This is a genomic window from Paenibacillus alba, from assembly GCF_013204855.1.
Classification (GTDB): domain Bacteria; phylum Bacillota; class Bacilli; order Paenibacillales; family NBRC-103111; genus Paenibacillus_E; species Paenibacillus_E alba.
Genome location: NZ_JABMKZ010000010.1, coordinates 21,436 through 45,974 on the forward strand (window position 1 = coordinate 21,436; position 24,539 = coordinate 45,974).

Below are 24,539 nucleotides of genomic sequence, written 5' to 3' on the forward strand. Positions count from 1 at the left end.
CCCAAAGGCGATAAAAAAATAGACAGTCCATGTTGGATATGGTGTCTATTTGTTAGGTGCCTATATCGGCTTCTCAAACTCTTTCGGCGAGCAGCCGACCACCCGCTTAAATGTCTTGGCAAATGTTTTGGCATCCGGGAAACCAACGGCCTCTGCCACTTCATATACTTTCATCTCACCTGTTCGCAGTCTTTGCTTCGCTTCCTCCATGCGGATTCGGGTCAAAGTTTCACTGAGCGACTCCCCCACCTCTTTGCTGTATAAATCGCTTAAATAACTGCGGCTCAGCCTGACATGATCAGCCATATCGGAAGTACTGATCGGAGAGGCATAGTTGTCCCTCATATAGGTCATCACTTTACGGATAAATGGGTTGTTCGAGCGATGCCGGTGCTCCTTGCCTGCTGCCCAGCGGCTGTCCATCAGCATTCTCATCGCTTGGAGCAGTAGTTCTTTCACTTGTTCAAAACGGCTGCAAGCGTTCAGCGCATTGCTGTAAACGAACGTTTCTTCATAACGTTCAATGTCCGCACAGCCGCGCTCGCGCGCGTAGCCAGCAGCAAGGGCAAGCAGCTCTTGGATAAAGGAGACCACTTTCTCCTTATCCGGGCGTTGCTCCTTCAATCTGCGGCACAGCTCTTCCGCATGATGCAAATATCCCTCGCTGTTATCGTGAACGATACAGCGCAGCAAGTCGCTGCGGATGTCATACGGCAGCGAAGCTTGCCGGCTCGCGGCATCCGGCGCTTGCAAGATCAGGCGATTCCAGCCATTGCTGTAGAATCGCTCGAGCCGCTGCCGCGCGTGCAGCGCCGCGGCTGGCTTCACTTGCGCGAGCCGGCGGATGATGACGCCGGCTCCGATGAACCAGTCCGGCGCCTGCGGCAGCCGGACCTTCGCGGCGCGCTCCAGCGCCGCGGCTGCGGCATAGACGACGGCGTCTGCGTCGTCGCCTGGTTCCTGCGCTGCTGCGGGAACGAGCAGCAGCACACTGCCGGCGGCCAGCGGCAGCGCCGCCAGGCAGCCGGTCCAGCGCCAGTCGGCCTCGGCCGCGCTGGAGCCTGTATCCAGCAGCAGACTGACCAGGCTGCTGGCTTCTCCTGCACCGAACAAGGCCGTCTGGAGCTCCGGCTCCCCTTGTTCGGTATGAATATAAACCTGCAGCTTCGCCGACAGCTGCATGAGCTTGGTAGATTCCAGCTCCTGCTGTCTGCTCTGCAGCTCCTTTCTTTCCTTGTGCAGCAGTTCCAAATCCTGCTTAACTACCCGCAGAATTTCAAGCAGCGACTCCGGCTCCATCGTTGGTTTGAGCATATAATCTTTGGCTCCCAGCTTCATCGCTTCCTTCACATAAGTGAAGTCATCCATGCAGCTAAGTACAACAGCACTGATCGGCCGATTCCGCTCTTTCAATGTTCGGATGAGAGCTAATCCGTCCATTCGCGGCATGATCAGATCCGTAATGATGATATCTATGTTCAAGGCATCCAGCAGCTCACAAGCTTCCAGACCATCCTCGGCATCTCCTGCATACGTAAATCCGTTCGCCTCCCAGTCCACCAGCGTACGTAAACCTAGACGAATAATCGGTTCGTCATCCACCACGAGCACATTCATCTAAGCTTCACTCCTCTTCTTGATGGATTGGGAGCGACATGCGGATCGTAGTCCCTTCACCCGGATTGCTTCCAATATGCATTTTGAATTGGGGGCCATAATACAATTTAATTTTCTCGCGAATATGAGAAAGGCCAATTCCGCTCATCCGTTCTCTCCGCATCTTGCCCGCTTGTGATTCACCCAAGTCATGGATGGCGTTCCAGCCTGAGCTGCCCTCTTTCACCTGCATCCCGATCCCGTTATCTTCCACTTGGCAGAACAAAAGATCTCGGTCCAGCCACGTTCGAATCCTGATTACGCCTTCTCGTTTCGCTGGCTCAATCCCATGAATAATCGCGTTTTCGACAAGCGGCTGAAGCAGCATTCGCGGAACTAAACACCCCAGAGTCAACGCATCAGCCTCCGTTTCCACTTGAATTCGATCCCCATATCGAAACTTCTGAATGGCCATATAGTCATGGATAAGGCTTAGCTCTTCCCGAAGAGGAATAAACTCTCCCTTTTTGCCAAGGCTTGCTTGCAGCAAGCGAACCAGCGCACTGACCACCTCAGAAATCTGCGGCGTTTTATGAATTTTCGCCACCCATTTTATCGTATTCAGCGTATTGTAAAGAAAATGCGGATTCAATTGATAATGGAGCGCCTCCATCTCCGCTTCCTTCTTCAAAGACTCTTCCCTTTTCACCTGCTTGATCAAATCCTCCAACCGATTCAACATCTGATTGTAGCTGTCACCCAGCTGCATCCATTCCTTGGAGCTTTTGCTGGTCCAGTAGGCTCTCAAATCGCCGAGCTCCGCTCGATTCATCAGCATTTTCAAAACATTCAAAGGCTTGGATACATAGGTTCCAAAAAGAAAAGAACTGCCCAAGCACAAAAGGAAAAGCAGTGTAGCTGACAAGAAGAGCCCTATGTGATAATAGGGAAATGAGGCTGCCGATTGAGGTACTTCATAATAAGACTTCCACAGCATCCCTGCGCCTACATCCACATGCTTCATGGAATAAATGACGTTGTGATCTGCTTGCAGGACATCATCGCCAGGCTTTTTCCCCTGAAACTCATCTCCGCGATACACACCATCCCGATACACCACTCGCTGCTGCGGATCGATCAGAGCATAGCCTTGATTGGAGGTTTTCACCAATGTCTCATTCCACAACTTGCTCATATTGAACCAGCTCGTTACCTTGCCGAGTTCTTGCAGGCTAATCTTATCCGTTATTGGCTCCGTATAGGTCAATAAATAACCTTTGGATTTGCTGTTTTCCACTGCCAAAGGCTCAAAGCTTTTGTAGGGGCCACTGAGGCGCGCAGCCAGACCTTCCGTTCCTTCCGAGCTTTGGGCGCAAAGTGTTCGGTTCGTTGCATGTAACGTCAAGCATACCTGCTCCACGTATTGGCTTCTCTGCCTTTGTTCAGAGAGCAGGCTGTTGGCATAAGTAGTCAATTCTTTGAGTTCTTTCACATTTGCTGCAGAATCTGTCAGTTTCGCATAACGGATGATGCCATAGTCCATTGCGCTGCGATGCGTGGTTTCAGCAGTAAAACGCAGTTCCTGTGTCATTTTCAACAACAGCTGATCATGCGTCTGGTTCACTTGAGACATTTGCGTTTTCTCGCTGTATTCAGCGAACTGATGGTTAAATAATGAGATGACGAGAACAAGCGGAAGTGCCGTTACCGGCAGCAAGTACAAAAACACGCGAATTTGAAAGCGCTTAAATAGAACTGAATATAGCGATGGCATAAATCACCTTTGCATTCATACATGGGTAGTAACCTTATTATAAAACTATCTTTTGGAAAAAAGATACAAAATAAAAGAGAGGATCGACATGCGACCCTCTCTCTTGATTCTATTGTCTGCTAGAGTACTTTGGACAAAAATGATTTCGTCCGCTCCTGCTGGGCATTCTCGAAAATTTGCTCGGGTTTTCCTGCCTCAACGATAACCCCTTGCTCCATGAACATAACGCGGTCGCCTACTTCGCGGGCAAAGCCCATCTCATGGGTGACAACAACCATCGTCATGCCTTCTTTGGCTAGCTGCTTCATAACCGCCAGTACTTCGCCGACCATTTCTGGGTCAAGGGCTGACGTAGGCTCGTCGAAGAGCATAATCTTCGGCTCCATCGCAAGCGCCCGGGCAATCGCCACACGCTGGGCTTGGCCGCCTGAAAGCGAGTCGGGAAGGGCATTCGCTTTGTCCGCAAGCCCAACCTTCTCAAGCAACTCCAGCGCTTTCTTGCGCGCTTTGTCTTCCGGCCATTTTCTCACTTGCATCGGTGCCAAAGTGATATTATCAATAACTTTCATATGCGGGAACAAATGAAACCGTTGGAAAACCATGCCGAGCTCCATGCGAATCTCATGGATTTTGTTAAGCGGGTCCATAATGGATTTCCCTTGAATCAAAATACTTCCGCTATCCGGCTGTTCAAGCAGATTCAGACAACGCAGAAACGTCGATTTGCCTGATCCGGAAGGACCAATTACAACTAGAACCTCTTGGTTCTGGATATCCGCACTAATATCTCGGAGAACAACGTTATCCCCGAACGATTTTTTTAGATTCCTAACTTCAATCATTGCACCCATCGCGCTACACTTTCCTTTCCACATAGCTAAGCAGTTTGCTTAAAGAGTAAGTGAGAATGAAATAAATAAGCGCTGCTGTCAAATAAGGCTCCCATACTTTAAAATACTGGCTGCGCATAGCATTGGACCAGTACATCAACTCCGGAGCAGCAATGACTGCAAACAAGGAGGAATCTTTGACGAGTACGATAAACTCATTGCCGAAAGGAGGAATCATCCGCTTGATCGCTTGCGGCAAAATGACCGACTTCATCGTCTGGAAATGTGTCATTCCCAGCGAGTGCGCCGCTTCGGTTTGCCCTTTATCAATAGACTGAATACCCGCTCTAAAAATCTCAGCCATATAGCCCGCTGAATTCAAAGATAAAGCAACAATAGAAGCAATAATTGCATTTGTTGTTCCGATGAATAAGGGAACGACTCCGAAGTGGACGAGTAGGATTTGGACCAGCAGCGGCGTGCCGCGGAAAAAGTTTACATAAATGCTTGCCGGCCATCTCAGATAGCCTCGAGGCGACATTTTGTTTAAGCCTACACCCAAGCCCAAGACAGAGCCAAACATGATGGACAGAATGGAAATACCTATCGTCCAGAGGGTCCCTTTGAGTAATAAAGGTATATATTCAATAATGATATCAAAACGGAAATCCATTCCACACTTCCTTTCGTTGACTATTATGCCAGTAACAGAACAACAGCATGCGTAAGGTTGAAGTCACGCATGCTGTTGACCTTATTATTTTTGTTCAAGTAATTTTTTGGTATCCGGCTCTTCGCCAAACCACTTTTTGTACACTTTCGCGTAGGCGCCGTTCTCGATCACTTTTTTAATAGCCGGATCCAGCTTGGCTTTCAATTCACTGCCTTTAGGAAGAAGAATGCCATAGTATTCGGACTCAAAGTTGGTAGGATCCGCAATGATTACGAATTTCTTATTGGGGTTGTTTTTCACATATTCACGAACAATCGCAATATCGGCTACAACCGCGTCAACGCCGTTATTTTCCAGTTCCATCAAGGCTAGAGTATTGTTGTCCAGACGTTTCAATGATTTGTTCGTATCACCCATGATTTTGGTCATCAGCGTATCTGCCGTAGTCGAAATTTGCACAGCTACTTTCTTGTCTTTCAAGTCTGCCGCACTTTTGACCGGACTGCCTTCTTTGACAAGAATCATATTCTTAGATTCGAAATAAGGAATGGAATAGTCATAGCTTTGTTTACGTTCATCTGTGATAGAAACACTGGAAATTCCGCCTTGATATTCTTTCCCTTGCTTCACGCTTGTCAGCATCGTATCCCAGCCTATGTTGTTTACTTCATAGGAAAGACCTGCTTCTTTCATTACTTCTGCAAGAAAATCGATATCAAAGCCAGTCATCTTATCTTTATCCATAAATTCCATTGGCGAGTAAGCAGCATCTGTCGCAAATTTGTACTTCGTGCCACCGCTTTCTTTGGAACCGCAACCCGATATTGCTGCCGCTAAACCCACAGCCAAAACGATCATCATTAGCTTTTTCACTATGTTTCCCCCCATGCTATATATTGGACGAATCATATTTTAACACTTGGTCAATAAAATAACAACGCCTTCAAGGCGCAATTTTGCAGGAAAATACAGGAAAATGGCTCGCCGCAATTATTTTTATTTTTTTGCACAAAAGCGCGAGGGATTTTTGTTCAAAATGACCATTCTGCGAATGCTCCATCTTGGTTTCCGCTCGTGAGCATCTTGAGCCCACCTGAGTCCCGTCCTGATTTCTCTCCTGAGTCATCTTGATTTCGCCTGAGTGCCATCACAATTCCGCCCGTTTGCCATCTTGATTCCCCTGAGTGCCATCACGATTCCGCCCGTTTGCCATCTTGATTCCCCTGAGTACCATCACAATTCCGCCCGTTTGCCATCTTGATTCCCCTGAGTGCCATCACAATTCCGCCCGTTTGCCATCTTGATTTCGCCCCTGCTTGGCAGATGCCAAATAGGGTTGTTCCACAAGCCGAAAAAACTACTAGAACGCCTCATTTCGGGGCTGAAATGCTGGCAACAAGCGCCAACAGTACTGACATGTGAGTCTGCACCTTTAAAAACCTGCGATTGTGCATCTTTTTCTCGCTTGAAAAGGCCGAAATTGGTAAATTCCTGCGATTATGCATCTTTTTCCGGCCTTTTCTTGATTATCGGAAGAAAAGCACGAAAATTCCTGCATAATCGCAGGCTTTTCCCTTTTTCAGACGATTTCTCTGAAAATGCCTGCACTTTTGCAGGTTTTCAGCCAGCGTCATCAGCAATGATCCCACATATGTGGCTCGTTGCGATTCACAGCTCGTCTCCGGTCGGAAACATAAAAAAACGCCAAGATCTCTCGATCTTAGCGTCCTATTTCTGCCGTTACATGGTTACATCATTTTCAGAATTGCTTCCCTACCGGTCATGCCAGCTACAATCCCCAGGTCCTCAGCCGTATACGTCACCGACTCAAGCGGTGCATCCAGAAGCTCCTCAATCGTTCGAACCCCCGTTGCTCTTGCCGCTACAATATTCCGGTCCCGCAAGCGTTCATTGAGCAGCCCCACATCAAGTGCTCCGCACATAATATAACCTTTATCCGTCGTTACAACCAGCAGTGTGGTTTTGGGCAGCTTTACCTCGATGGCAATGGCTGTATGTCCTTCAAGGAGAATGGGTTCAACGCGCATCATGCTCTGCACAGCTCCTCTTCGCAGTCTTACAGAAGTATATGCGAGCGCGGCTAGTACGGTGTGAAAAAGGTTTTGTTGTTCGTCCGTTTTTAACTCTCGTATATGCCATAAATTGTTATATATATGTAAATCGCTTGAAGGCTGCTCCCCCATGCTATATGATACCTGTGTATACAAAATATACCATTTGGAGGAATCATAGTGAAACTTTTTAAATCTATCTTATTATCTTCTGTCGTCGCTATTTCTATTTTGAGTGCCTCATCTGTGTATGCCCACCCACTTGTAAACATTCACGATTACAATAGTTACAACTCATATCTAACAGCGCTAACGCAACAATATTGGATTGATGGAAGCAACGCTCATGATCAATGGGAGCTCGACGCGCAAAATGCCCAATACGAAGCTGATATTGCTGCTGCAAAACTATATTTTGGTGTTAAATAATTAGATAATTAATTCGTTTAAAATCTCAAGATTAAGTCTCCTCATGGTGTCCAATGAGGGGGCTTTTTTATATTTTTTTGGTAAACAACCCATTTACTAATCATGATACTTCCCTACAGGGGCATCCAAAACCCATTCAAGGATTTCAATTTGTGCTCGGATTTCATTGATTTCGCCCCTGTTTTCTACTTCGTTAAGCTGCTTTAATGTCTGTTCCAGCTGATTAACCATACGTTTAATTTGATCTTGAGTCCTCATTTTGCTCGCTTCCTTCTCATCATTTAATTTTCTTTAATAATAACATCAAAAATCTGGTTTCACCCTAATTTGAATTCCTAGTCCAATCCCATTCTTGATCCACTTTCCCCTATTCCTGCAAAAAGCGAGCTATGTTTGGGCAGAAGATCATGATATAGTTAAAGCATGAGCAGTTTTGGACAGCTAGGAGGCCATATGAGTCAGGGAAAAGGAAACATAAGTCCTAACGGACATTTATTCACTGTAGAGATTCTAATTGAAGAGACGACCAATGGTCTTGCCATGGAGAAGCTTCTTCATCTTTTAAATACCAACACTGTGAAAGATTATCAAATTCTCAAAGGTATCGACCTGGGCAAGTTGATTGAATTAAACAAGAAAAAAGACAACGCGCCCTCCTTGCAAACAAGTAAAAAGGCGGTAGAGGCGCCACTAGCTGCAGCACCACCAGAGGCGAAAGCAGCCATTAGTGAAGCAGCAGCAGCTATTGTCCAACAATTGGAGAAGTATAAAGCCAATAATACACTGATTCGGTTGACCGTAATCAAAGGTAAAGGGATTAAACTAAATCTTCCTTGCCGGATTTTGAATTATGATGACAGCAATCAGAATGTAACGGTGTACCATGTCGATGAGAAAAAAGTGTATTTGTTCAAATTAAACGAGATCGACGATTACGTCGCTACATCATAAAAAAGAAGAGGGTGCCCTTGAACTTCAAGGAACACCCTCTTCTTTTTCATGCAGTTGTAACGCCGTTCTTCAGCATGCCCTCTAATTCTTCCGCATTCACAGGAGGACTAAACCAATAGCCTTGCACTTCATTGCAGCGATTCTGATGCAAGAAATGCAGCTGTTCTTCGGTTTCTACACCTTCCGCAATGACCTTCAAGTTCAAGTGATGGGTCATAGCAATAATGGTCGCAACGATCGCCGCGTCATTGGGATCGACCATAATATCGCGAACGAAGGAACGATCAATTTTCAGCTTATCAATTGGGAATTTCTTCAGGTAGTACAGGGAACTGTAACCTGTTCCGAAATCATCGATGCTGACATGAACGCCAAGTTCTTTGAGCTCCAGCAAGGACTGAATGGCGTGATCCACGTCCATCGTCATACTCTCCGTAATTTCCAGCTCCAAATATTGCGGTTCAAGTCCCGTTTGCTCAAGCACATGACGGATTTTGCCTTTGAGATTATGCTGGAAGAACTGACGCATCGACAAATTGACGGATATCGGCATCAAAGGATACCCTTGTTTCTGCCATGTTTTGTTCTGTTTGCAAGCGGCTCGCAGCACCCATTCGCCAATCGGCACGATTAACCCGGATTCCTCTGCAAAAGGAATGAAATGGTTAGGGGATACAACCCCCCTCTCAGGGTGATTCCAGCGAATCAAGGCCTCAACACCAACAATACGGCCTGTCTCAATATCGACTTGGGGTTGATAGAATAACATAAATTCATCCCCGGCGATCGCTCTTCGCAGCTCATTCTCGAGCTTAAGCCGGTTAATGGACACGGATTTCATATCGGTATTAAAGATTTGGAAATCGTTGCGTCCCTTTTCCTTCGCTCTAGCCAGCGCAATATCCGCGTACTTCATAAGCATCTCCGCGTCTTCGACATTTTCGGTATCTTCGGAAGATATGGCAATTCCGATGCTCGCTGTGATATGCAGCTCATACTGTTCTAGAAGAAAAGGCTTTTCGAGCACTCGATTGATCTCAGCGATAACCGCAATTGCATCATTCGCATTCGCCACATTGGTAAAGAAAAAGGCAAATTCGTCGCCTTCCGTCCGAGCCAGATAGTCATTCTCTGTCACAGCGCGAGTGAATCGCTCGGCTAACTGCAGCAGCAGCATATTGCCATAATCATGACCGAAACTATCATTAACAAGCTTGAAACGATCGATATCCAAATAGAAGACGGCTACCTTTTGACCCAATGCTTTCGTCTGATGAAGCCGTTCGTTCAAATAATCTCGGAACATCCGTCTGTTCGGAAGCCCCGTCATATCGTCATAATAGGCCATATAGCGTACTTGTTCATCGCCGCGCTTGCGCTCTGTGATATCTTGGCATATCAGAATATTACCTTTGGCATTGGGCTTCAAATCTACAGGAACAGCGGTAACGTTCAAATCTACGCGGTAGCCGCTCTTATGGAGCACTGCGGTTTCGAAGGTAACAGGCGTCCCAGCCTTTACATGTTCCATCTGACTGGATGTGGGCTCGCATTGCTCTTGGGTCACGAAGCTCATAAATGACTGATGCAGCAGCTCTGATGCCGAATAGCCAAGAATGGTTTCTGCCGCCATGTTGATTCTGATGAATTTTCCTTCTTGATCAAAGATGCCAATCGCATTCGGATTGTGTTCAAATAAGGAGTCGAGCACATTCAGATAAGTATGATCCTGCGATATTCCATTAATCAATGTAGCTGATCTTTCACTTTTTCTGAACAGCATGATGAGCAGCAAAAGTGAAGCAAGTACACAAATCCACGCAGCATACGGCTTTACGTAAAGGCTAACGAATATGACTATGAACATATATCCGCCAATATAGAGCCGGTTTTTCACAAATTAGCCTCCTCTTACTGCTCACTCTAGGTGATAGGAAGCGTCACACTGACAACCGTTCCTTCTCCCACTTTGCTTTCCACCATTAACTGACCATGATGATCTTCAATAATCTTGCTTGTCGTCATCAGACCAAGGCCTGTTCCTTTTTCTTTCGTGGAATAGAACGGCTCACCCAGTCTGGCAAGGACATGATCCGGAATACCGGAGCCTCTGTCTTTGAAGATGACGCGCACCGTTGTATCATCCGCCATCTGCATATGGATATCAATTTGCCCGCCATCTGGCATCGCTTCCATTGCATTTTTGATCACATTGATAAAAGACTGCTTGAGCTGGTTTTCCTCGCAGTGAACGAGCGGCAGCCGATGCTCCATGACGACAACGAATTGAATATTATTCATGTTCGCCTGCGTTTCCAGCAAGGTGATGACACTTTGAACAATCGTTTCGATACTTTTCGGTTGGTAGCGTATGAGCTGGGGCTTAGCCAGTACAAGCATTTCCGTAATAATCAATTCAATCCGGGTTAATTCAGACATCATGATGTCATAATATTCTTGCTTGTTTACCGCGCCTTGCTGCAGAAACTGAATGAATCCTTTGAGTGAGGTCAATGGATTGCGAATTTCATGGGCAACACCGGCTGCTAATTGACCCACAACGGACAGCTTCTCGGATTTGCGAAGCATCTCTTCCGTGTGTTGACGCTCGGTAATATTTTTGAAGGTCATGACGACACCAATGATTTGATTTTCATCGAAGATCGGAGATGTCATGTACTCAACAGGAAAGGAATCCCCATTTTTTTTATAAAAAATTTCATTTGCATTGCAATCATAGATGCCATCACGGATAGTTCGATATAAAGCAGAAGAAATATGGCTCTGCAAAGCTTCGTCGGATTCATTCGTACGTGTCAAAATATGATAAGCATTGCTGCCAACCATATCTTCATACGTATAACCCGTTAAACGCTCAGCGGCCTGGTTCCAGAAAATAGTCCCCAAATGCTCATCAATCCCGAAGATCCCATCGGTCACGGCATTTAAAATAAGCTGATTTTTGGTATGCAGCTGATCAATCATCGCTTCATTCTGTTTACGCTTAGTAACGTCCTTCGCGATGAGGTAACTTCCCTCCACATGCTCTTGTTTAATTTTGGGAATAAAATTAATCTCCAGCGTGATCTGGTGACCTTGCTTATGCAAGATTTTCCCCTCTGCACTCCCGGTAATCCCTAGCTTCGCTTGTTCAAACATGCCTTTTAACAGAGGCAAATACTCGGGTACAATGAGGAATTGGATGGACTTTCCACAAAGCTCTTGCTTCGAATACCCCGATATGGCTTCTACAGCAGGATTGGCATCCACCAGCTTTCCTGCCTCATCTAGCATAAAGATCATATCTGGATTGTATTTGACTAGGGATCGATAGTTGCTTCTACTTTCCTCTAGCTTGTGTTCGTAACACTTTCGCTCTGAGATGTCCTGGATTTGAACCATTAGACATTTCGGACTAGCGTCCTCATTATGTACGAAGGAAACCGACAAGCTGCCCCAAATGACCGAACCATCTTTATGAAGAAATCGCTTCTCCACCTGAAATGACTGACACTCTCCCTGAAGAATCTGCTTCCACAATTGGGCAACGGCTTCCACATCATCGGCATAGAAAAATATCTGATAATGCAAACCTATCAGTTCTTGTTTGGAATACCCTAATAATCGGCACAACGATGAATTTACGGTGAGTAGTTTGCCATCCAATGTGACAATGGACATAGCAATAACAACACAATCAAATGAATGTTGCAACAACTCATGGCTTGTGAGCAGCTTGAATTCTGAAGTGAGTGGCTTATCCGTTTCTGATTGATTGCTGTTGAAATCAGCCATGCATTACATCCTTTCAGTTAAGGAAGAATGAGTATCCGTCATTGACTACTTTCTACATGATGCGCGCTTTTTCCTGCAAGAAGGCACAAATCGAAGAAAAAAGAGTCGGATTGTCCCGACTCTTCTTGTCTTATTTCATAGCGGCAATTGCCAGCAGAATCCAGCCTACCAGAAAACTTACGCCGCCAAGCGGTGTAATGGGACCGAAAATTTTGAGCCCTGTCAAGCTCAAAGCATAAAGGCTGCCCGAGAACAGGATAATACCGATAAAGATAGCCCAGCCGGACGCATTGACTAAAGCGCTGCTGTTCGTTAACTTATCTGATAGCACAGCGATCAGGATAAGTGCAATCGCGTGAATCATGTGGTAATGCACACCTGTTTGATACACATCCAGCTTGTCAGGAGTCAGCTTAGCCTTCAAAGCGTGCGCTCCGAAAGCCCCTAAAGCAACCGAAAGAAATGCATTCAAGCTGCCCAGCAATAAGAAAATTTTCATCATAGGTATTCTTTCCTTTCAATGACGAGGTCTCGTTTATTCCACTTCACCAATATCATGCTGCCCGACAATGAGGCGAGCCGGCTCCAAATAGACACGTGTTACCGTTGGCTGCTTAATAAGATCAAGCTCGATATCTACAACCTTGTTGCGAGCAGTTTTACCTTCTCTTTTGTCGTAAACCACTTCGAATTGCTTCAGTCCCAGCTCATAAATAACAACAGATGAGCCGATGGCCAGCGCATTCGATTCGAATTCCCCATGTTCAAATAAAACTTCGGATAAAATTTCTTCATTCATGTCGACGATCGTTACATACTGGCAGAATTGGTAACGCATAATAAATGCCCCCTCTATTCGTAGTTAAACAAGTATGTAACCTTTTCGCCGAAAAATGTCGAAACTCCTGCTTATTTCATGATTCCCCACAATGTTCACATAAAACCCAAAAAGTAGATGACGACTGGGATCGTAAACATACTAAAAAGTGTGGATGCAAACACAGCTTGGGAGGAAAACTCCGGCTCATTCTCATATTCGATAGCCAGCAGCACACTGCTGAGGGATGTTGGTACAGCACAAGAAAGAACCAATGCTTTAGCCGTGAGCCCTTCGATGCCAAGCATCCAGACGACCAAGAACCCAAGCAGCGGCCCCACAGCGAGTCTTAAAATGTTGGAAACGAGCACATTGGAAAAGTGAAATTCCCATTTCATTCCGCCCAGCTGGACACCAAGCGTCAGCAACGCCGTCGCCATAAAAGCATTGGATATATAATCGAGCGGAATATGAATCGGTGACGGAACCGGCAAATGGAAATAGCGCAGTAAAAGCGCAACCGGAATGGCATAAATCACCGGTAAGGACAAAATGGTTTTCAGTGTGGCCTTCCAGCTTGATTTATGCGCATTTAACGTGTAGATACCATAGGTGTTTGGAATTAGGGTTTGCATGATCATAATAACGATTTGAACGGATAAGGTATAAGCATTTCCGCCAAATACAGTTTGATTCAACGGCAGCGCGTAATTCGCGCTATTGTAGAAAATAACACTGTTGCGCATGGCAATCCGCATGCCGCGGTGCATTTTCTTCAACCGAATATAGATCTCGATGACGGCAAACAGCAGGCTGAAAAAAAGCACAAAAAACAAGAGAACCTGCATCAAAACATGCAAGTTCATTTCGGATTCATACAGCTTAACAAACACTAACGCAGGTGAAAACACATAGAAGTTAAGCTTCGAAAGCGTCTTGATATCAATCTTGAAGGCGCGGTACATCGCCACGCCAATGGCAATCATAATGCTGATAGGAACGATGTTGTTAACCAGGATGTAAAAGAAGTAACTCATTGCTGATCCTCACTTAAATGAAATACCATTGTTGAAGTAAGCATCTTGAGCATAGGTCGTAAAAGCAACCTCAACTTCCGGAATACCTAGTCCAAGCACATGGTTCGTTAGCGCCTTTGCAACCTGCTTGCGAACTTCTTCGCCTCTTTCAAACCATGCCACCTCAATGAAGGGATAGGCGGGAACGATCTGACCATCGAAGATGGCCGTGTGCTGGATACACTCCAATGTAAAATAATCACGTTCACATTCACATATCACGGCTAGTTGATCCACTACACTTGTGCTGATTTGGCATACTTGTTCCACGGATAAGCCTCTAATCGTAATTCTAGGCATGATTCATCGCCCCTTTATTTAAACGCATTTACACTGCTGATAATATGTTTCAACTGTTCATTGAATTGGAAGATTTCTTCCGGAGAAAGCCCGCTTGAGACAAGCAGGGTTTGTGGGATGCATAACGCCTTCTCGTATAAAGCAAGACCTTCTTCTGTAATTTGAATATTTACAACTCGTTCATCTTCAACGGATCGTTTTCGTTGAACCAGCTTCTGTGCTTCCATTCGCTTCAACATCGGCGTCAGCGTACCGGAATCGAGGTCAAGCTTCTCACTCAGCTCTTTCACTGTGCTTTCCTTCTGATCCCATAGAACCAACAATACTAAATATTGCGGGTAAGTGATGCCCAGCTCTTCAAGAAATGGACGGTACATTCGTGTAATCGCTCTAGAGCTTGCATATAGACTAAAGCACAGTTGATTTTCCAATTTTAAAAATTCACTGCTGCTCATCGCATTCGTCTCCTTTCGTTCCGTTCATATTGTGAACAATCGTTTTGTTTCAAATGTATCTAAAAAAAAGTGCACTGTCAATGCGAATAGTTTGATTAGTTCATACATGTTGGATCATTTCATCTTGTATCTGTTTCCAAGTAGGTGATATGGTAGAAATAATTGGAATTATTGTATCCGTAGATTCTTAAGGGGAGGAATGCCGATGAACATAAAGACTTCGGGAGACAATCGCAACCTGTACATCAAGCTTCTGCTTAGCACAATACTTTGTACAGTCCTTACCTTGCTGGTATCCTCCACGATTTATTTCGTCAATTATCGGAACATCAATTTGAATCAGGTGTATCAAACTGACTTAGAGAATTTAACCCAAACTAGCCGAGAGGTCATTTCGATGACGGAGAGCGCGCAATCGCTTACATTTCAAATGTACCGCAACGGCAATATTACCAAATTAATGTTTTATGAAAATCCCGATATTTATGACACGACCGCTGCCATGAGAGAACTGAATAATTACTTGAATTCGATGCCCTATATCGCCTCCATCTATGTCTACAACCCGAAAGCTCCCTATGTGTATGTTTCTTCTAATACAGGACAAAACGGCTTAATGAAGAAAGATGAGCTTGTTGATCAGGATATCTTAACTATTCTTGATCATTTCCAGGAATTTAAACCGTTTGTTCCTATCCCGCGAACCTATTTGAAAAATGCTTCAGCGACCCAAAAAAGCAATGTCTACACGTATCTTTGTTATGATGCGATTGGAAACGACAATGCATTAAATTCTGCCATTATCGTCAATATTACAACCGATTGGATTAATAAAGACATCGGCAAGCAAAGGGGAGACGGGGCTAGCAACTCCTTTATTCTCGACGATAAGGGAACTATGCTTGCTGGGGATCAACTCGATCCTTCCATAACGCTTGCCCCTGGATCCGCAATTACACAGCAGATTATGAGTACGAAGCATGCTGGATACTTTATTGGAACCGTTGGCGGCACCAAATCCTTAATTTCCTATACTGCTCCAGACTCGCTGGAATGGCGCTATATCCGCTTTACCCCTTATGAGATCATTACCAGAAAGTTAACTGCGATTCGAACGACAACGATCTATATTGGCATTTCGATTCTCGCTGTAGGCCTGTTCATTTCCTGGTTGTTGTCTCGCAAGCTCTACATTCCGATTAACCGTATTGTGAATAAAATGAAATCGTTGGAGTCCGATAAACGCAATTCATTGTTCACTCTCAAACAAGATGTTTTGCGTAAGCTGCTCCAAGGGCATGAGCCTGTTACGACGAAAATGATGCGGGATAAACGCAGTGAGCTTGGTATTTCGTTTGACTTTCAGGATGATTATCGAATTATCTTGCTTCGTATTGATCGATTTCAACCCTTTTGGCACAATCATCAGGATGATCTTCATGTTTATAAATATGCCATTATGAACATAAGTTCAGAGATCACTTCACAAGCCTTCCAAGTGGAGACCGTTGATATGGGCGATGATCGTACGGTACTGCTCATTAATGAGCGTAACGTGCCTAGCGACGGGGATCAGAGTATGCTGCAAGCCCTGCTGAAGCAAATTCAAAAGGCCGTTAACGATTTGCTCAAAATCAGCTTATCCATCACGTACAGCCCGCAAAGCTCACAGCCTCAGAACCTCGTAGCCCTGTACCGCCAAGTCGTCGAGGCATCCGAGCATCGCGTCTTCCTGGGACCTGGCTGCTTGATTGCATCGCAGGATCATCTATACACGGAAACCGATGACTACTTGTTCACCGTTGAAAAAGAGAAAAAGCTGGTCGATGCCTTAATGGCCGGCAAGATTGGCGAAGCCAAGAAGCTGTATGCCGTCATTATAGAAGAAACACGCCCTTATCCAATCCGTGTATTCCAAGCCACTCTCTCACGATTAACTATAACCCTGAGCGGTGTCCTATATACCATCTTCAAAAACAACTCCCTCGACCTGCCCCAAATCTTGCCGATCTCTAGGCAGACGCTAGCGCAGCTCGAAACCATTGAAGAAATCGAAGCCGTCTTTTTCGAAGCGTTCGATGAAATGAAGCGAAGGCTCGATGATAAACGAAGCATGAAGCAAGACGATCTGATTCGTAGAATCAATGAGATGATTGAGCTGAATTGCGGGGATCCCAACTTATGCTTGAATTGGATTGCAGATGAGCTCGATATGTCACCTATTTACATCAGTCGCGTGTATAAACAAAATACGCTGAAGGCCGTTGTAGATGTCATCAATACAATGCGCATGGAACGAGCCAAAGGATTGCTTAAGCAATCCGATCTCTCCATTGCCGACATCGCTGAACGTATAGGGTATACGAACAGCTCCTACTTCTATCGCATGTTCAAGAAGAACTTTGGCGTAACCCCCACCGATTATCGGAAAACGGATGTCATGGCATCTGAGAATCAAGCCTTAACCTAACAAACAGCCGCCCTGCAAAGTATGCATGGCGGCTGTTTGTTTTATTTAATGCCTTTTTCGTTTATATATTGAAACCATTGCTTCTTATACTCCGCTTGCACCTTTTCAAGACCAGCTTGCTTCGCTTTCTCCATGAACGTCTTTAATCCTGCATCTACATCGGCTACAAGCCCCATTTGCAGAGGCCACAAGTACTGCTTCTCCACTTGCTCCAGAGCAGCCTTCTCAGCCTGATATGAGCTGTAATCCTCAGCAAAGCCTGTGAAGATATCCGGTTTTTGAATTTTGTCCAGCTCTTTATAGATCGCTTTGACACCGTCAAAGCTTTTCTCGAACAACATCAGATCGGGATTCCGCCATGCCCAGCTGTTCATCGCCTCACGCGGGAAGCCGTTCGAATTGTTGTCGCCAATCATTTTATAATAGCCATTATCAATATCGAAGTTTTTACCTTGAATGCCATAGGAAGTGAGCCAATTGTAAGTTTTGTCCGTCACCATCTTCTCATAGAACTCCAGCGCACGTTCGGCATTCTTGCTGCTTTTCGGAATTGCGAAGCCATTATGAATAGGATGTACGGGCTGCGCATACCCTTTGGCAACCGGGAATGGGAAGTAGTCCAGATTCCAGTCTGCATGCGTGGATTTCATTTTATTCAAGGAATCGTTGAAGCGCGCCGGATTATCGCCAAATTCGCTCGCAGCTTTCCCGCTCACCAGTTGATCCCAAGTGGAGTCTTTCACATTCAGCACGTTTTTCGGGATAAAGCCTTTATCCATCCAACGTTTGGCAATCTTAATATCACCAAGGTGTTCGTCGGATCCCCAATACGAGTAGACCTCGCTAGGCTTATTGTAGTTAATGCCTATGCCATACAACGGTGAGCCTACACTGTTATGCACGATATCCCGAAGGCCGCCCACGATGAGATTGCCGTCTGCACCGCTTGCGAAAGGCAGCATGTTTGGCTCATTTTTCTTAATGCCATCCATGTAAGCTTCGAACGTTTCAACGGAATTCGGCTTTGGCAAATTATGCTTAACTCTTAAATCCTCGCGCCAAACAAAACCATTCGTGACATATTCCTTGAATGTCGCCGGCACGGTGTAGATTTTGCCGTCTACCTTCACAGCTTCCCACATATCCTTAGGGACATATTTCGTCAAGCCTGGCGCAGCTTTAGGCAGTATGTCATCAAGCGGCAAGAACGCGCCTTTTTTGGCGTAGGATTGGTACTGCGTCCAATCCGCCGTGAAGATCAAATCCACTTGCTGACCGGATGAAAGCAGAAGCTTATACTTTTGATCCCAATCGGTCCATGTCGTGTAATTGAATTTTACGGTTGTATTCAAATCTTTGGAAGACAACTTATTCACTTCATCTTGAATGATTTGCAGGTCTTTGGGAGCGTTGCCAAGCATGTAGAATTGAAGCTCTACCTTGTCTCTCTTAGGAGCTTCCGCCTTCGCCGCTGCTGCTGTTGCAGCTGCGCTCGAAGCGGGTGCCACAGTCTCCTTCTTCGGCTGATCTGCGCTGCTGCTGCAACCATTCAGAACTGTGATGAATAGCGCCCCGGAAAGCAGGGCTGAGAATCGAGGTGTAGCGATCATTTTCATTTGAATCCTCCCTTTATTGAGAACATCTATGTCAGCCGCGAAGGATAGTTGTGTGCTCCTTCTTCGGTTCTAACCTTTGACAGCACCGATTGTCAATCCTTTCACGAAATAACGTTGAACGAAGGGATACAAGAAGAGAATGGGGCCGGTTACGACAATCGCCATCGCCATCTTGGTCGACTCCGCCGGCATTTCTCCCGTCATGACAACTCCTGTGCCTGCGCCCATTTGGGCTACAAAGCGCATCGTGTTGATAACGTTGTACAAGTAGTATTGCAGCTCATATTTGTTGGGGTCATTAATGAATAAGGAAGAAAGCAACCAGCCGTTCCAATAATGAAGCGCCAGGAACAAACCGACCGTCGCGATGCCTGGCATCGACAATTGCAGCACGACGCTGTAATAGATTTTGAAATCATTTGCGCCGTCAATTTTGGCAGATTCAATCAATTCTTCAGGAATTGCCGATTTAATGAAGCTGCGCATCAGAATGATCAGGAAAGGGCTCATCAGCCCGGGCAAAATGAGGACCGAATACGTATCCGTCAGCTTCAAATAATTGGCAAGCAGTATATACCAAGGCACTAATCCGCCGCCGAACAGCGTGGTGAAGTAAATATAGAAAGAAAAGTGATTTCGGTATTTGAAATCTCTGCGCTGGAGAACGTATCCCGCCATCGTCATCAAGAACAGCCCAGTGACCGTTCCCACAATCGTTACGAACAGCGTAACACCGTACGCCTTAAGCACCTGCTCGGGAAATCGAAACACCGTCCTATAGCCTTCAATCGAGAAGACCTGCGGAATGAAATGATATCCGCTGCGGATAATCGACTCATTTTGCGTCAGCGATGCCGATATAATCATCAAAAAAGGAAATAAACAAACCACAAAAGAAACCACAATAACGGCATAGGCCATCATTTGAAACAGAAACATATATTTCTCATCCTTGATTCTCACGCCTACAGCTCCTCCCCGCCTAAAATAAAGCGTAGTCATCATTCATTTTGCGAATGATGTAGTTCACACTAATGATTAAAATAAATCCAAATAGCGACTGATAAAGACCTGCGGCCGTTGCCATGCCAACATCGAACGTAACCTTTAGCGAACGATACACATACGTATCAATAATGTCTGTCGCATTGAAAAGAACGCCATTATTTCCAATTAACTGGTAAAATAAATCAAATTGGCCTTTCATAATACTGCCAAGCGCGAACAGAAGAAGGATCACAAAGGTTGGCTTCAGCATCGGAATGGTTATATGCCATACACGCTCAAAAATATTTGCTCCATCCATTTTGGCGGCTTCGTAATATTCCTCACTGATCCCCGTAATTGCCGCCAAATAAATAACCATGCTGTACCCGAGATTTTTCCATAAATAAAACAAAATGATCAGAAACACCCACGCCCACGGCGTATTGTACACGTCTACCGGACTCGAGCTAAACTCCTTCAGGGTTGTGTTCAGAAACCCGCTTTCATAATTAAATAAGTTGTACACGATGACGCTTAAGATAACGAACGAAATGAAATAAGGCAGAAACATGACGGACTGGGCGATCTTCTTAAACCACGCGCTGCGAATTTCACTCAAAAGCACAGCACAGAGGATGGCGAATACATTGCCAAATACAATGAAAGCTAAGTTGTAGCCGAGTGTATTCAGCGTCAATTTCATGAGAATGCCGGACTTCCATAAGAAAGAAAAGTTATCCAATCCCACAAATGGACTGCCAAACAACCCATCATTGAAATCAAATCTCGTAAACGCGTAATAGATGCCGACCATCGGCAAATACGAGTTAATAAGGAAGAAGATCAATGTGGGCAGCAGCATGAGAAACATGATTTTGTTGGTCATGATTTCATAAATAAAACCTCGTCGTTTCATCATCGTTAATTCGATCCCCCTCAAGCGATATGCAATGAGATAATCATAAATCGCCCTGTCGTAACCGGATAGTGAAGCCTCTTGAGGTAAGTGAACTAATCGGTGAAATGAGCTATGAACAATATGTACTTCCGTGAACTGGCTTGCAAGGAATAGATGAACAGCGCGGATTGTGCGGAGTAAAATAGGAATTGTATCCTGCGAGAATTCGTGCTAGTCTAGTTTCAAGAATATACCAATAAAGGAGAATATGCCTATGGATTGGCTCGATGCGCATAAACAAGATCTTCATGACGTATTCGCACAAACGAAGCAGATTGTCAGCACGTTTCCGGCACCTCTGGATCAACTTGGGCTTGCTTATTTGGCTAAATTCGATGCCCGTAAAGAAGGCACTACCAAGAACTATATCTGCTACTTACTCCCATACTGGATGAAGGACATGAGTGTTTTGCCTCAGGATGACGTGCAAAAGTTGTCTTTAGCCAACGTATTCGTCATGCTTTATTATTTCATTCAGGACGATATTATGGATTCCACCAAAGGTGAGCATAGGGAGAAGCTGCCGCTCGCGAATCTATTCCACATGCAATTCTTAACTATTTATAGAGCAATGTTTCCAGCAGCATCACCATTTTGGAGTTACTATGATGCCTATGTCCTTGAATGGGCTGAAGCTGTCACCAACGAGCAGCATGCCGATTATTTCCACACAGATCGGAGTAAAGTCGCTAAGAAAGCCAGTCCTGTGAAAAATGCTAGCACAGGTGCGCTTTTACTCAGCAACCAAGCTGATCAAATTCCTGCTGTGACAACTGCTGTTGAGCAGGTGCTTGTGACTTTACAGATGCTGGACGATTGGGCTGACTGGGAGGAAGATATCGAAGATGGCTCTTACAATTGTTTGTTAGCTTCCATGCGGAAGCACATGCAACTTTCAGAAGAAAACACGCTTACTGTGGATATGTTTAAAGATCAACTATACGTTAAGGATTTCCTAGATACATATGGACAAATTGCAACAGCACATCATGAACATTTACTTGGTTTACAGACCTCTATGTCCCAAATGACGAGCTTCCACGAATTGCTAGTAAAGAACATTCAAACCGTCAATCAAGAGATCAAAGAAAAACGAAAGAAGTTAGCTTCAGGCGGATTCTACTATTTTTTGTCTGAATCTAGATAATTTTGCTAGTTTACTCAGAATATTCGTGTTATAATTTTTTTGTAGGTAAAATTAACCAATTAATTATGGAAGGGGATTTCCTAATGACATCCAATGAATTGAGATCTCAAATTATTCAAAAGGCATGGGAAGACGAAGCATTCAAGAACCAACTAATCGCTAATCCCAAAGCGGCATTGAAGCAAGCCTTTAACATCACACTTCCAGATGACATTAAAGTTAAAGCCATTGAAGAAACTTCTACAGAGTTTGTTCTCGTGATCCCCACGAATCCTGCCAAGGTTTTAGTTACTACGAATGCCGTTGAGTATACTTGGTCTTAAATTTATTCAAAAACATTTAATTAACTGGAATAACTCACTTCACACTGTTGAGATCACGGAGTGAGCTATTCCAGGAACATATAACAAACGAAAAAGGTGCTGCGCTTTGTTAGCTCAGACCTTTTTTATTTTACAGCAATGGAAGGAAAACAAATGATCGCTTCCGTCCCGATATATTTCTGACTTTGAAACTCAAGATGTCCTTGCATCGCCTCAACGATTCGAAAAGTAATCATGAGCCCAAGTCCTGTCCCCTTTGTTTTTGTTGAATAGTAAGGCTCCCCTAATTTGATCAACTGCGTAGGCTCAATTCCTTCCCCATTATCTTTGATATGAATATACACTTTCCCGTGTTTCGCATACGCCCATATATGAATTTGACCATCTACTTGGAAAGCCTCAATGCTGTTTTTGATAATATTGATCAGCACTTGTTTTAATTTCGAAGAGCTTCCTCGTATGTATAGATCATTGGGGACATTAACGATAATTCGCCCTCCGTGTAAAGTAGCCAAAGGCACAATAATTCCTTCAATTTGGTTAATCTCTTTGAACACATTTAAATCCACGACCTCATCAAGCTGCGGTTTGGCAAATGTTAGAAATTCTGTGATAATCACCGAGGCTCGATCCAATTCCTCTATCGCAATTCCCATATATTCTTTGTTCTTATCATCCGTTCTAGCTGCAACAAGCTGCAAGAAGCCTCGTGTTACCTGCAAAGGATTTCTCACCTCATGAGCGACTGACGCTGCTAGGGCACTTATGATTTCCATTTTTTCAGAAAGCTGGAGTTGATGATTGTAAAATTCGAGTTCTTTGGAGTAGTTAATCATTTGTTCCTGATTGATGGCGAAGCGCCTGCCTAAGACGACAATAGTGGCGATAATGAATCCTACTACTCCCCATCTCCATAAGTTAAATTGATAGCTTTGAGAACTCGCATAGAAATATACCAGGTCTAGTGCACTCATAAAAGCTAACGAGGCAAATCCGATTGAGAAAATGATCGCTTCCTTATTCCCCCTTTTTACAAAAAGAATGGAGAAGCCAATCATGAGGATGAACTGACAAATCATTATATATCCCAAAACAGTAACCGAAGCAAAAAAGTATGCTTCGCTAAATCGAGAGCCATTAAACTGATTAACCAGCATAATAATAATTAAAAAAACCGAATACATAACCTGAAATTTCCTAAACCAGCGTATCAGTTTATATTTACCATCAGCGAACGTTTTTTCAAAATAATACGTGAGTGTCGGCAAAAATACAGCCAGCGATAGATCAAACAAAGCAATATATAAACCACCATGGTTCGTGAAATTTATGTATATGAAAGAAGAATACGTAATAAAAATAATGCCAAGTGTTAGATTCAGCACACTAATTAAAACCCAACTTGTATCTCGACCTTTTCTCAGGCAGAAAGAACCTATGGGTATGATCAAAGCTATGAACAGAAAAACACAGCCTAAAATAATATTCAAAAAATCATAAAGTAAAAATGCTCGCGTCAAAACCGTATAGTTATCTAACATAATAGCTGAATGTATATCCAAGCGACCCATGGATGTCTCCAGCTTTATATAAACGACTTTCCCTACCTCCTCATTGCCAATAGGAAATAATACTCTTTGTTTATCGAATGCAAAATCAAAGCTGATTTCTTGAATCAAGCGATCGTCCATGTATATCGAGATGTTCTGCGCATGAATGCCTTGAATATAAATGCCATAATCTATTGGAATTTGAGCTGGAAGCCGAAATTTAATCCATGCTGATGAAACTTCTGCCGGTTTTTCTGGGGACATTTTGCCATTCTTAACGGTAATCCATTCCTTGGAAGGAGCGGTCCTTACCTCTTCAATTCCTCCTTGCGGATTACCCCACATGATGCTCCAATCCGGAATTGTTAACTTCTCTTTAGGAGTTTCCGCATACACTTGAGGTACCACGATTCCAAAACCGATCATTGCAACCAGTAAATACTTCATAACCATCTCAAAGATTAACTTCATACATGCACCTCCCCGAGGACATCTTACATTAATTTACAATAGCATAGATTCGACGGGTTTCGATGCTTTCCTGCTTTATAGCCTTGTAAACAATGGAAAACAATAATAGAAATGGGGAGGATTCACATTTGGAGAGATCTTGCCTCCAAATAAAAGTCTCCAAAGACTTCTATTCATCAAAAACCTCCCCTTTTTGAGTAAATAGAAGCTTATAGAGGCTCTTATCTCTTTGTTTACCAGAGAATTCTA

The 24,539-nt window shown here is 44.4% G+C and carries 23 protein-coding genes; 5 read left to right on the top strand and 18 right to left on the bottom strand.

Annotation, left to right across the window (positions count from 1 at the left end; genetic code table 11):
• Window positions 1-60: 60 nt before the first annotated feature.
• The 6 genes from HQN90_RS14885 to HQN90_RS14910 all read right to left on the bottom strand — a co-directional run bounded on the left by HQN90_RS14885 (window position 61) and on the right by HQN90_RS14910 (window position 6,924).
• Window positions 61-1,617, bottom strand: a complete 1,557-nt coding sequence (locus HQN90_RS14885; RefSeq protein WP_173219910.1) for a response regulator — start codon at window positions 1,615-1,617, stop codon at window positions 61-63.
• Between the two features lie 7 nt (window positions 1,618-1,624).
• The gene (locus HQN90_RS14890; protein ID WP_173219913.1) at window positions 1,625-3,370 is read right to left on the bottom strand and encodes a sensor histidine kinase; all 1,746 of its coding nucleotides are present in this window, start codon (window positions 3,368-3,370) and stop codon (window positions 1,625-1,627) included.
• Between the two features lie 119 nt (window positions 3,371-3,489).
• Window positions 3,490-4,212 (bottom strand): amino acid ABC transporter ATP-binding protein, encoded by a 723-nt coding sequence (locus tag HQN90_RS14895; protein ID WP_173220219.1) that lies wholly within the window; start codon window positions 4,210-4,212, stop codon window positions 3,490-3,492.
• Between the two features lie 13 nt (window positions 4,213-4,225).
• Entirely contained in the window at window positions 4,226-4,873 is a 648-nt protein-coding gene (locus tag HQN90_RS14900; protein WP_173219916.1) for an amino acid ABC transporter permease, read from the bottom strand.
• Between the two features lie 84 nt (window positions 4,874-4,957).
• Window positions 4,958-5,761: a basic amino acid ABC transporter substrate-binding protein gene (locus HQN90_RS14905; protein WP_173220221.1), complete on the bottom strand. Its 804-nt coding sequence runs from the start codon at window positions 5,759-5,761 to the stop codon at window positions 4,958-4,960.
• An 860-nt stretch (window positions 5,762-6,621) separates the two neighbouring features.
• Window positions 6,622-6,924 (bottom strand): YunC family protein, encoded by a 303-nt coding sequence (locus HQN90_RS14910; protein WP_079421194.1) that lies wholly within the window; start codon window positions 6,922-6,924, stop codon window positions 6,622-6,624.
• Between the two features lie 201 nt (window positions 6,925-7,125).
• Here HQN90_RS14910 and HQN90_RS14915 point away from each other — a divergent pair, with 201 nt between their 5' ends.
• Window positions 7,126-7,374, top strand: coding sequence for a hypothetical protein (locus HQN90_RS14915; protein WP_173219919.1), 249 nt, complete (start codon window positions 7,126-7,128; stop codon window positions 7,372-7,374).
• Window positions 7,375-7,470: 96 nt separating this feature from the next.
• On the opposite strand, the gene HQN90_RS14920 is transcribed toward HQN90_RS14915, so the two are convergent.
• Window positions 7,471-7,632 (bottom strand): hypothetical protein, encoded by a 162-nt coding sequence (locus HQN90_RS14920; RefSeq protein WP_173219922.1) that lies wholly within the window; start codon window positions 7,630-7,632, stop codon window positions 7,471-7,473.
• Window positions 7,633-7,827: 195 nt separating this feature from the next.
• Here HQN90_RS14920 and HQN90_RS14925 point away from each other — a divergent pair, with 195 nt between their 5' ends.
• A complete protein-coding gene (locus HQN90_RS14925; RefSeq protein ID WP_173219925.1) occupies window positions 7,828-8,325 on the top strand; it encodes a hypothetical protein in 498 nt (165 codons plus the stop codon).
• 46 nt (window positions 8,326-8,371) lie between these two features.
• On the opposite strand, the gene HQN90_RS14930 is transcribed toward HQN90_RS14925, so the two are convergent.
• The 7 genes from HQN90_RS14930 to HQN90_RS14960 form a co-directional block, all read right to left on the bottom strand.
• Window positions 8,372-10,222 (bottom strand): sensor domain-containing protein, encoded by a 1,851-nt coding sequence (locus tag HQN90_RS14930; RefSeq protein ID WP_338042325.1) that lies wholly within the window; start codon window positions 10,220-10,222, stop codon window positions 8,372-8,374.
• Between the two features lie 26 nt (window positions 10,223-10,248).
• On the bottom strand, window positions 10,249-12,120 hold the full coding sequence (locus tag HQN90_RS14935; RefSeq protein WP_173219928.1) for a PAS domain S-box protein: 1,872 nt from the start codon (window positions 12,118-12,120) through the stop codon (window positions 10,249-10,251).
• Between the two features lie 130 nt (window positions 12,121-12,250).
• Window positions 12,251-12,619, bottom strand: coding sequence for a DUF423 domain-containing protein (locus tag HQN90_RS14940; protein ID WP_167388060.1), 369 nt, complete (start codon window positions 12,617-12,619; stop codon window positions 12,251-12,253).
• Window positions 12,620-12,655: 36 nt separating this feature from the next.
• Window positions 12,656-12,958 carry a hypothetical protein gene (locus HQN90_RS14945; protein ID WP_173219931.1) on the bottom strand — a complete coding sequence of 101 codons (303 nt, stop codon included), beginning with the start codon at window positions 12,956-12,958 and terminating at the stop codon, window positions 12,656-12,658.
• 95 nt (window positions 12,959-13,053) lie between these two features.
• Window positions 13,054-13,974, bottom strand: coding sequence for an AEC family transporter (locus HQN90_RS14950; RefSeq protein ID WP_079421200.1), 921 nt, complete (start codon window positions 13,972-13,974; stop codon window positions 13,054-13,056).
• A 9-nt stretch (window positions 13,975-13,983) separates the two neighbouring features.
• Window positions 13,984-14,313: a DUF1904 family protein gene (locus HQN90_RS14955; protein ID WP_173219934.1), complete on the bottom strand. Its 330-nt coding sequence runs from the start codon at window positions 14,311-14,313 to the stop codon at window positions 13,984-13,986.
• Between the two features lie 14 nt (window positions 14,314-14,327).
• Complete coding sequence (locus HQN90_RS14960; RefSeq protein ID WP_173219937.1) at window positions 14,328-14,768, bottom strand: MarR family winged helix-turn-helix transcriptional regulator; 441 nt, start codon at window positions 14,766-14,768, stop codon at window positions 14,328-14,330.
• Window positions 14,769-14,973: 205 nt separating this feature from the next.
• Here HQN90_RS14960 and HQN90_RS14965 point away from each other — a divergent pair, with 205 nt between their 5' ends.
• Window positions 14,974-17,238, top strand: coding sequence for a helix-turn-helix domain-containing protein (locus HQN90_RS14965; protein ID WP_246362415.1), 2,265 nt, complete (start codon window positions 14,974-14,976; stop codon window positions 17,236-17,238).
• 41 nt (window positions 17,239-17,279) lie between these two features.
• Here HQN90_RS14965 and HQN90_RS14970 read toward each other — a convergent pair whose 3' ends face one another.
• The 3 genes from HQN90_RS14970 to HQN90_RS14980 all read right to left on the bottom strand — a co-directional run bounded on the left by HQN90_RS14970 (window position 17,280) and on the right by HQN90_RS14980 (window position 20,760).
• A complete protein-coding gene (locus HQN90_RS14970; RefSeq protein ID WP_173219943.1) occupies window positions 17,280-18,854 on the bottom strand; it encodes an extracellular solute-binding protein in 1,575 nt (524 codons plus the stop codon).
• Window positions 18,855-18,923: 69 nt separating this feature from the next.
• Entirely contained in the window at window positions 18,924-19,817 is an 894-nt protein-coding gene (locus HQN90_RS14975; RefSeq protein ID WP_173219946.1) for an ABC transporter permease subunit, read from the bottom strand.
• A gap of 19 nt (window positions 19,818-19,836) precedes the next feature.
• Complete coding sequence (locus tag HQN90_RS14980) at window positions 19,837-20,760, bottom strand: ABC transporter permease (protein WP_173219950.1); 924 nt, start codon at window positions 20,758-20,760, stop codon at window positions 19,837-19,839.
• Window positions 20,761-21,013: 253 nt separating this feature from the next.
• On the opposite strand from HQN90_RS14980, the gene HQN90_RS14985 reads away from it, so the two are divergent.
• Entirely contained in the window at window positions 21,014-21,946 is a 933-nt protein-coding gene (locus HQN90_RS14985) for a hypothetical protein (protein WP_173219953.1), read from the top strand.
• Window positions 21,947-22,029: 83 nt separating this feature from the next.
• Window positions 22,030-22,269 (top strand): NHLP leader peptide family RiPP precursor, encoded by a 240-nt coding sequence (locus HQN90_RS14990; protein ID WP_173219956.1) that lies wholly within the window; start codon window positions 22,030-22,032, stop codon window positions 22,267-22,269.
• Window positions 22,270-22,394: 125 nt separating this feature from the next.
• Here the strand turns inward: HQN90_RS14990 and HQN90_RS14995 are convergent, their stop codons facing one another.
• Entirely contained in the window at window positions 22,395-24,290 is a 1,896-nt protein-coding gene (locus tag HQN90_RS14995; RefSeq protein WP_173219959.1) for a sensor histidine kinase, read from the bottom strand.
• Window positions 24,291-24,539 lie beyond the last annotated feature (249 nt).

What these genes read in the sequence shown, in the direction of transcription:
- HQN90_RS14940 (WP_167388060.1), bottom strand. Translation starts at nt 12,619, where the DNA reads ATGAAAATTTTCTTATTGCTGGGCAGCTTGAATGCATTTCTTTCGGTT.
- HQN90_RS14950 (WP_079421200.1), bottom strand. Translation starts at nt 13,974, where the DNA reads ATGAGTTACTTCTTTTACATCCTGGTTAACAACATCGTTCCTATCAGC.
- HQN90_RS14960 (WP_173219937.1), bottom strand. Translation starts at nt 14,768, where the DNA reads ATGAGCAGCAGTGAATTTTTAAAATTGGAAAATCAACTGTGCTTTAGT.
- HQN90_RS14910 (WP_079421194.1), bottom strand. Translation starts at nt 6,924, where the DNA reads ATGATGCGCGTTGAACCCATTCTCCTTGAAGGACATACAGCCATTGCC.
- HQN90_RS14965 (WP_246362415.1), top strand. Translation starts at nt 14,974, where the DNA reads ATGAACATAAAGACTTCGGGAGACAATCGCAACCTGTACATCAAGCTT.
- HQN90_RS14925 (WP_173219925.1), top strand. Translation starts at nt 7,828, where the DNA reads ATGAGTCAGGGAAAAGGAAACATAAGTCCTAACGGACATTTATTCACT.
- HQN90_RS14920 (WP_173219922.1), bottom strand. Translation starts at nt 7,632, where the DNA reads ATGAGGACTCAAGATCAAATTAAACGTATGGTTAATCAGCTGGAACAG.
- HQN90_RS14990 (WP_173219956.1), top strand. Translation starts at nt 22,030, where the DNA reads ATGACATCCAATGAATTGAGATCTCAAATTATTCAAAAGGCATGGGAA.
- HQN90_RS14980 (WP_173219950.1), bottom strand. Translation starts at nt 20,760, where the DNA reads ATGATGAAACGACGAGGTTTTATTTATGAAATCATGACCAACAAAATC.
- HQN90_RS14970 (WP_173219943.1), bottom strand. Translation starts at nt 18,854, where the DNA reads ATGAAAATGATCGCTACACCTCGATTCTCAGCCCTGCTTTCCGGGGCG.
- HQN90_RS14985 (WP_173219953.1), top strand. Translation starts at nt 21,014, where the DNA reads ATGGATTGGCTCGATGCGCATAAACAAGATCTTCATGACGTATTCGCA.
- HQN90_RS14935 (WP_173219928.1), bottom strand. Translation starts at nt 12,120, where the DNA reads ATGGCTGATTTCAACAGCAATCAATCAGAAACGGATAAGCCACTCACT.
- HQN90_RS14885 (WP_173219910.1), bottom strand. Translation starts at nt 1,617, where the DNA reads ATGAATGTGCTCGTGGTGGATGACGAACCGATTATTCGTCTAGGTTTA.
- HQN90_RS14905 (WP_173220221.1), bottom strand. Translation starts at nt 5,761, where the DNA reads ATGGGGGGAAACATAGTGAAAAAGCTAATGATGATCGTTTTGGCTGTG.
- HQN90_RS14895 (WP_173220219.1), bottom strand. Translation starts at nt 4,212, where the DNA reads ATGATTGAAGTTAGGAATCTAAAAAAATCGTTCGGGGATAACGTTGTT.
- HQN90_RS14955 (WP_173219934.1), bottom strand. Translation starts at nt 14,313, where the DNA reads ATGCCTAGAATTACGATTAGAGGCTTATCCGTGGAACAAGTATGCCAA.
- HQN90_RS14945 (WP_173219931.1), bottom strand. Translation starts at nt 12,958, where the DNA reads ATGCGTTACCAATTCTGCCAGTATGTAACGATCGTCGACATGAATGAA.
- HQN90_RS14900 (WP_173219916.1), bottom strand. Translation starts at nt 4,873, where the DNA reads ATGGATTTCCGTTTTGATATCATTATTGAATATATACCTTTATTACTC.
- HQN90_RS14890 (WP_173219913.1), bottom strand. Translation starts at nt 3,370, where the DNA reads ATGCCATCGCTATATTCAGTTCTATTTAAGCGCTTTCAAATTCGCGTG.
- HQN90_RS14995 (WP_173219959.1), bottom strand. Translation starts at nt 24,290, where the DNA reads ATGAAGTTAATCTTTGAGATGGTTATGAAGTATTTACTGGTTGCAATG.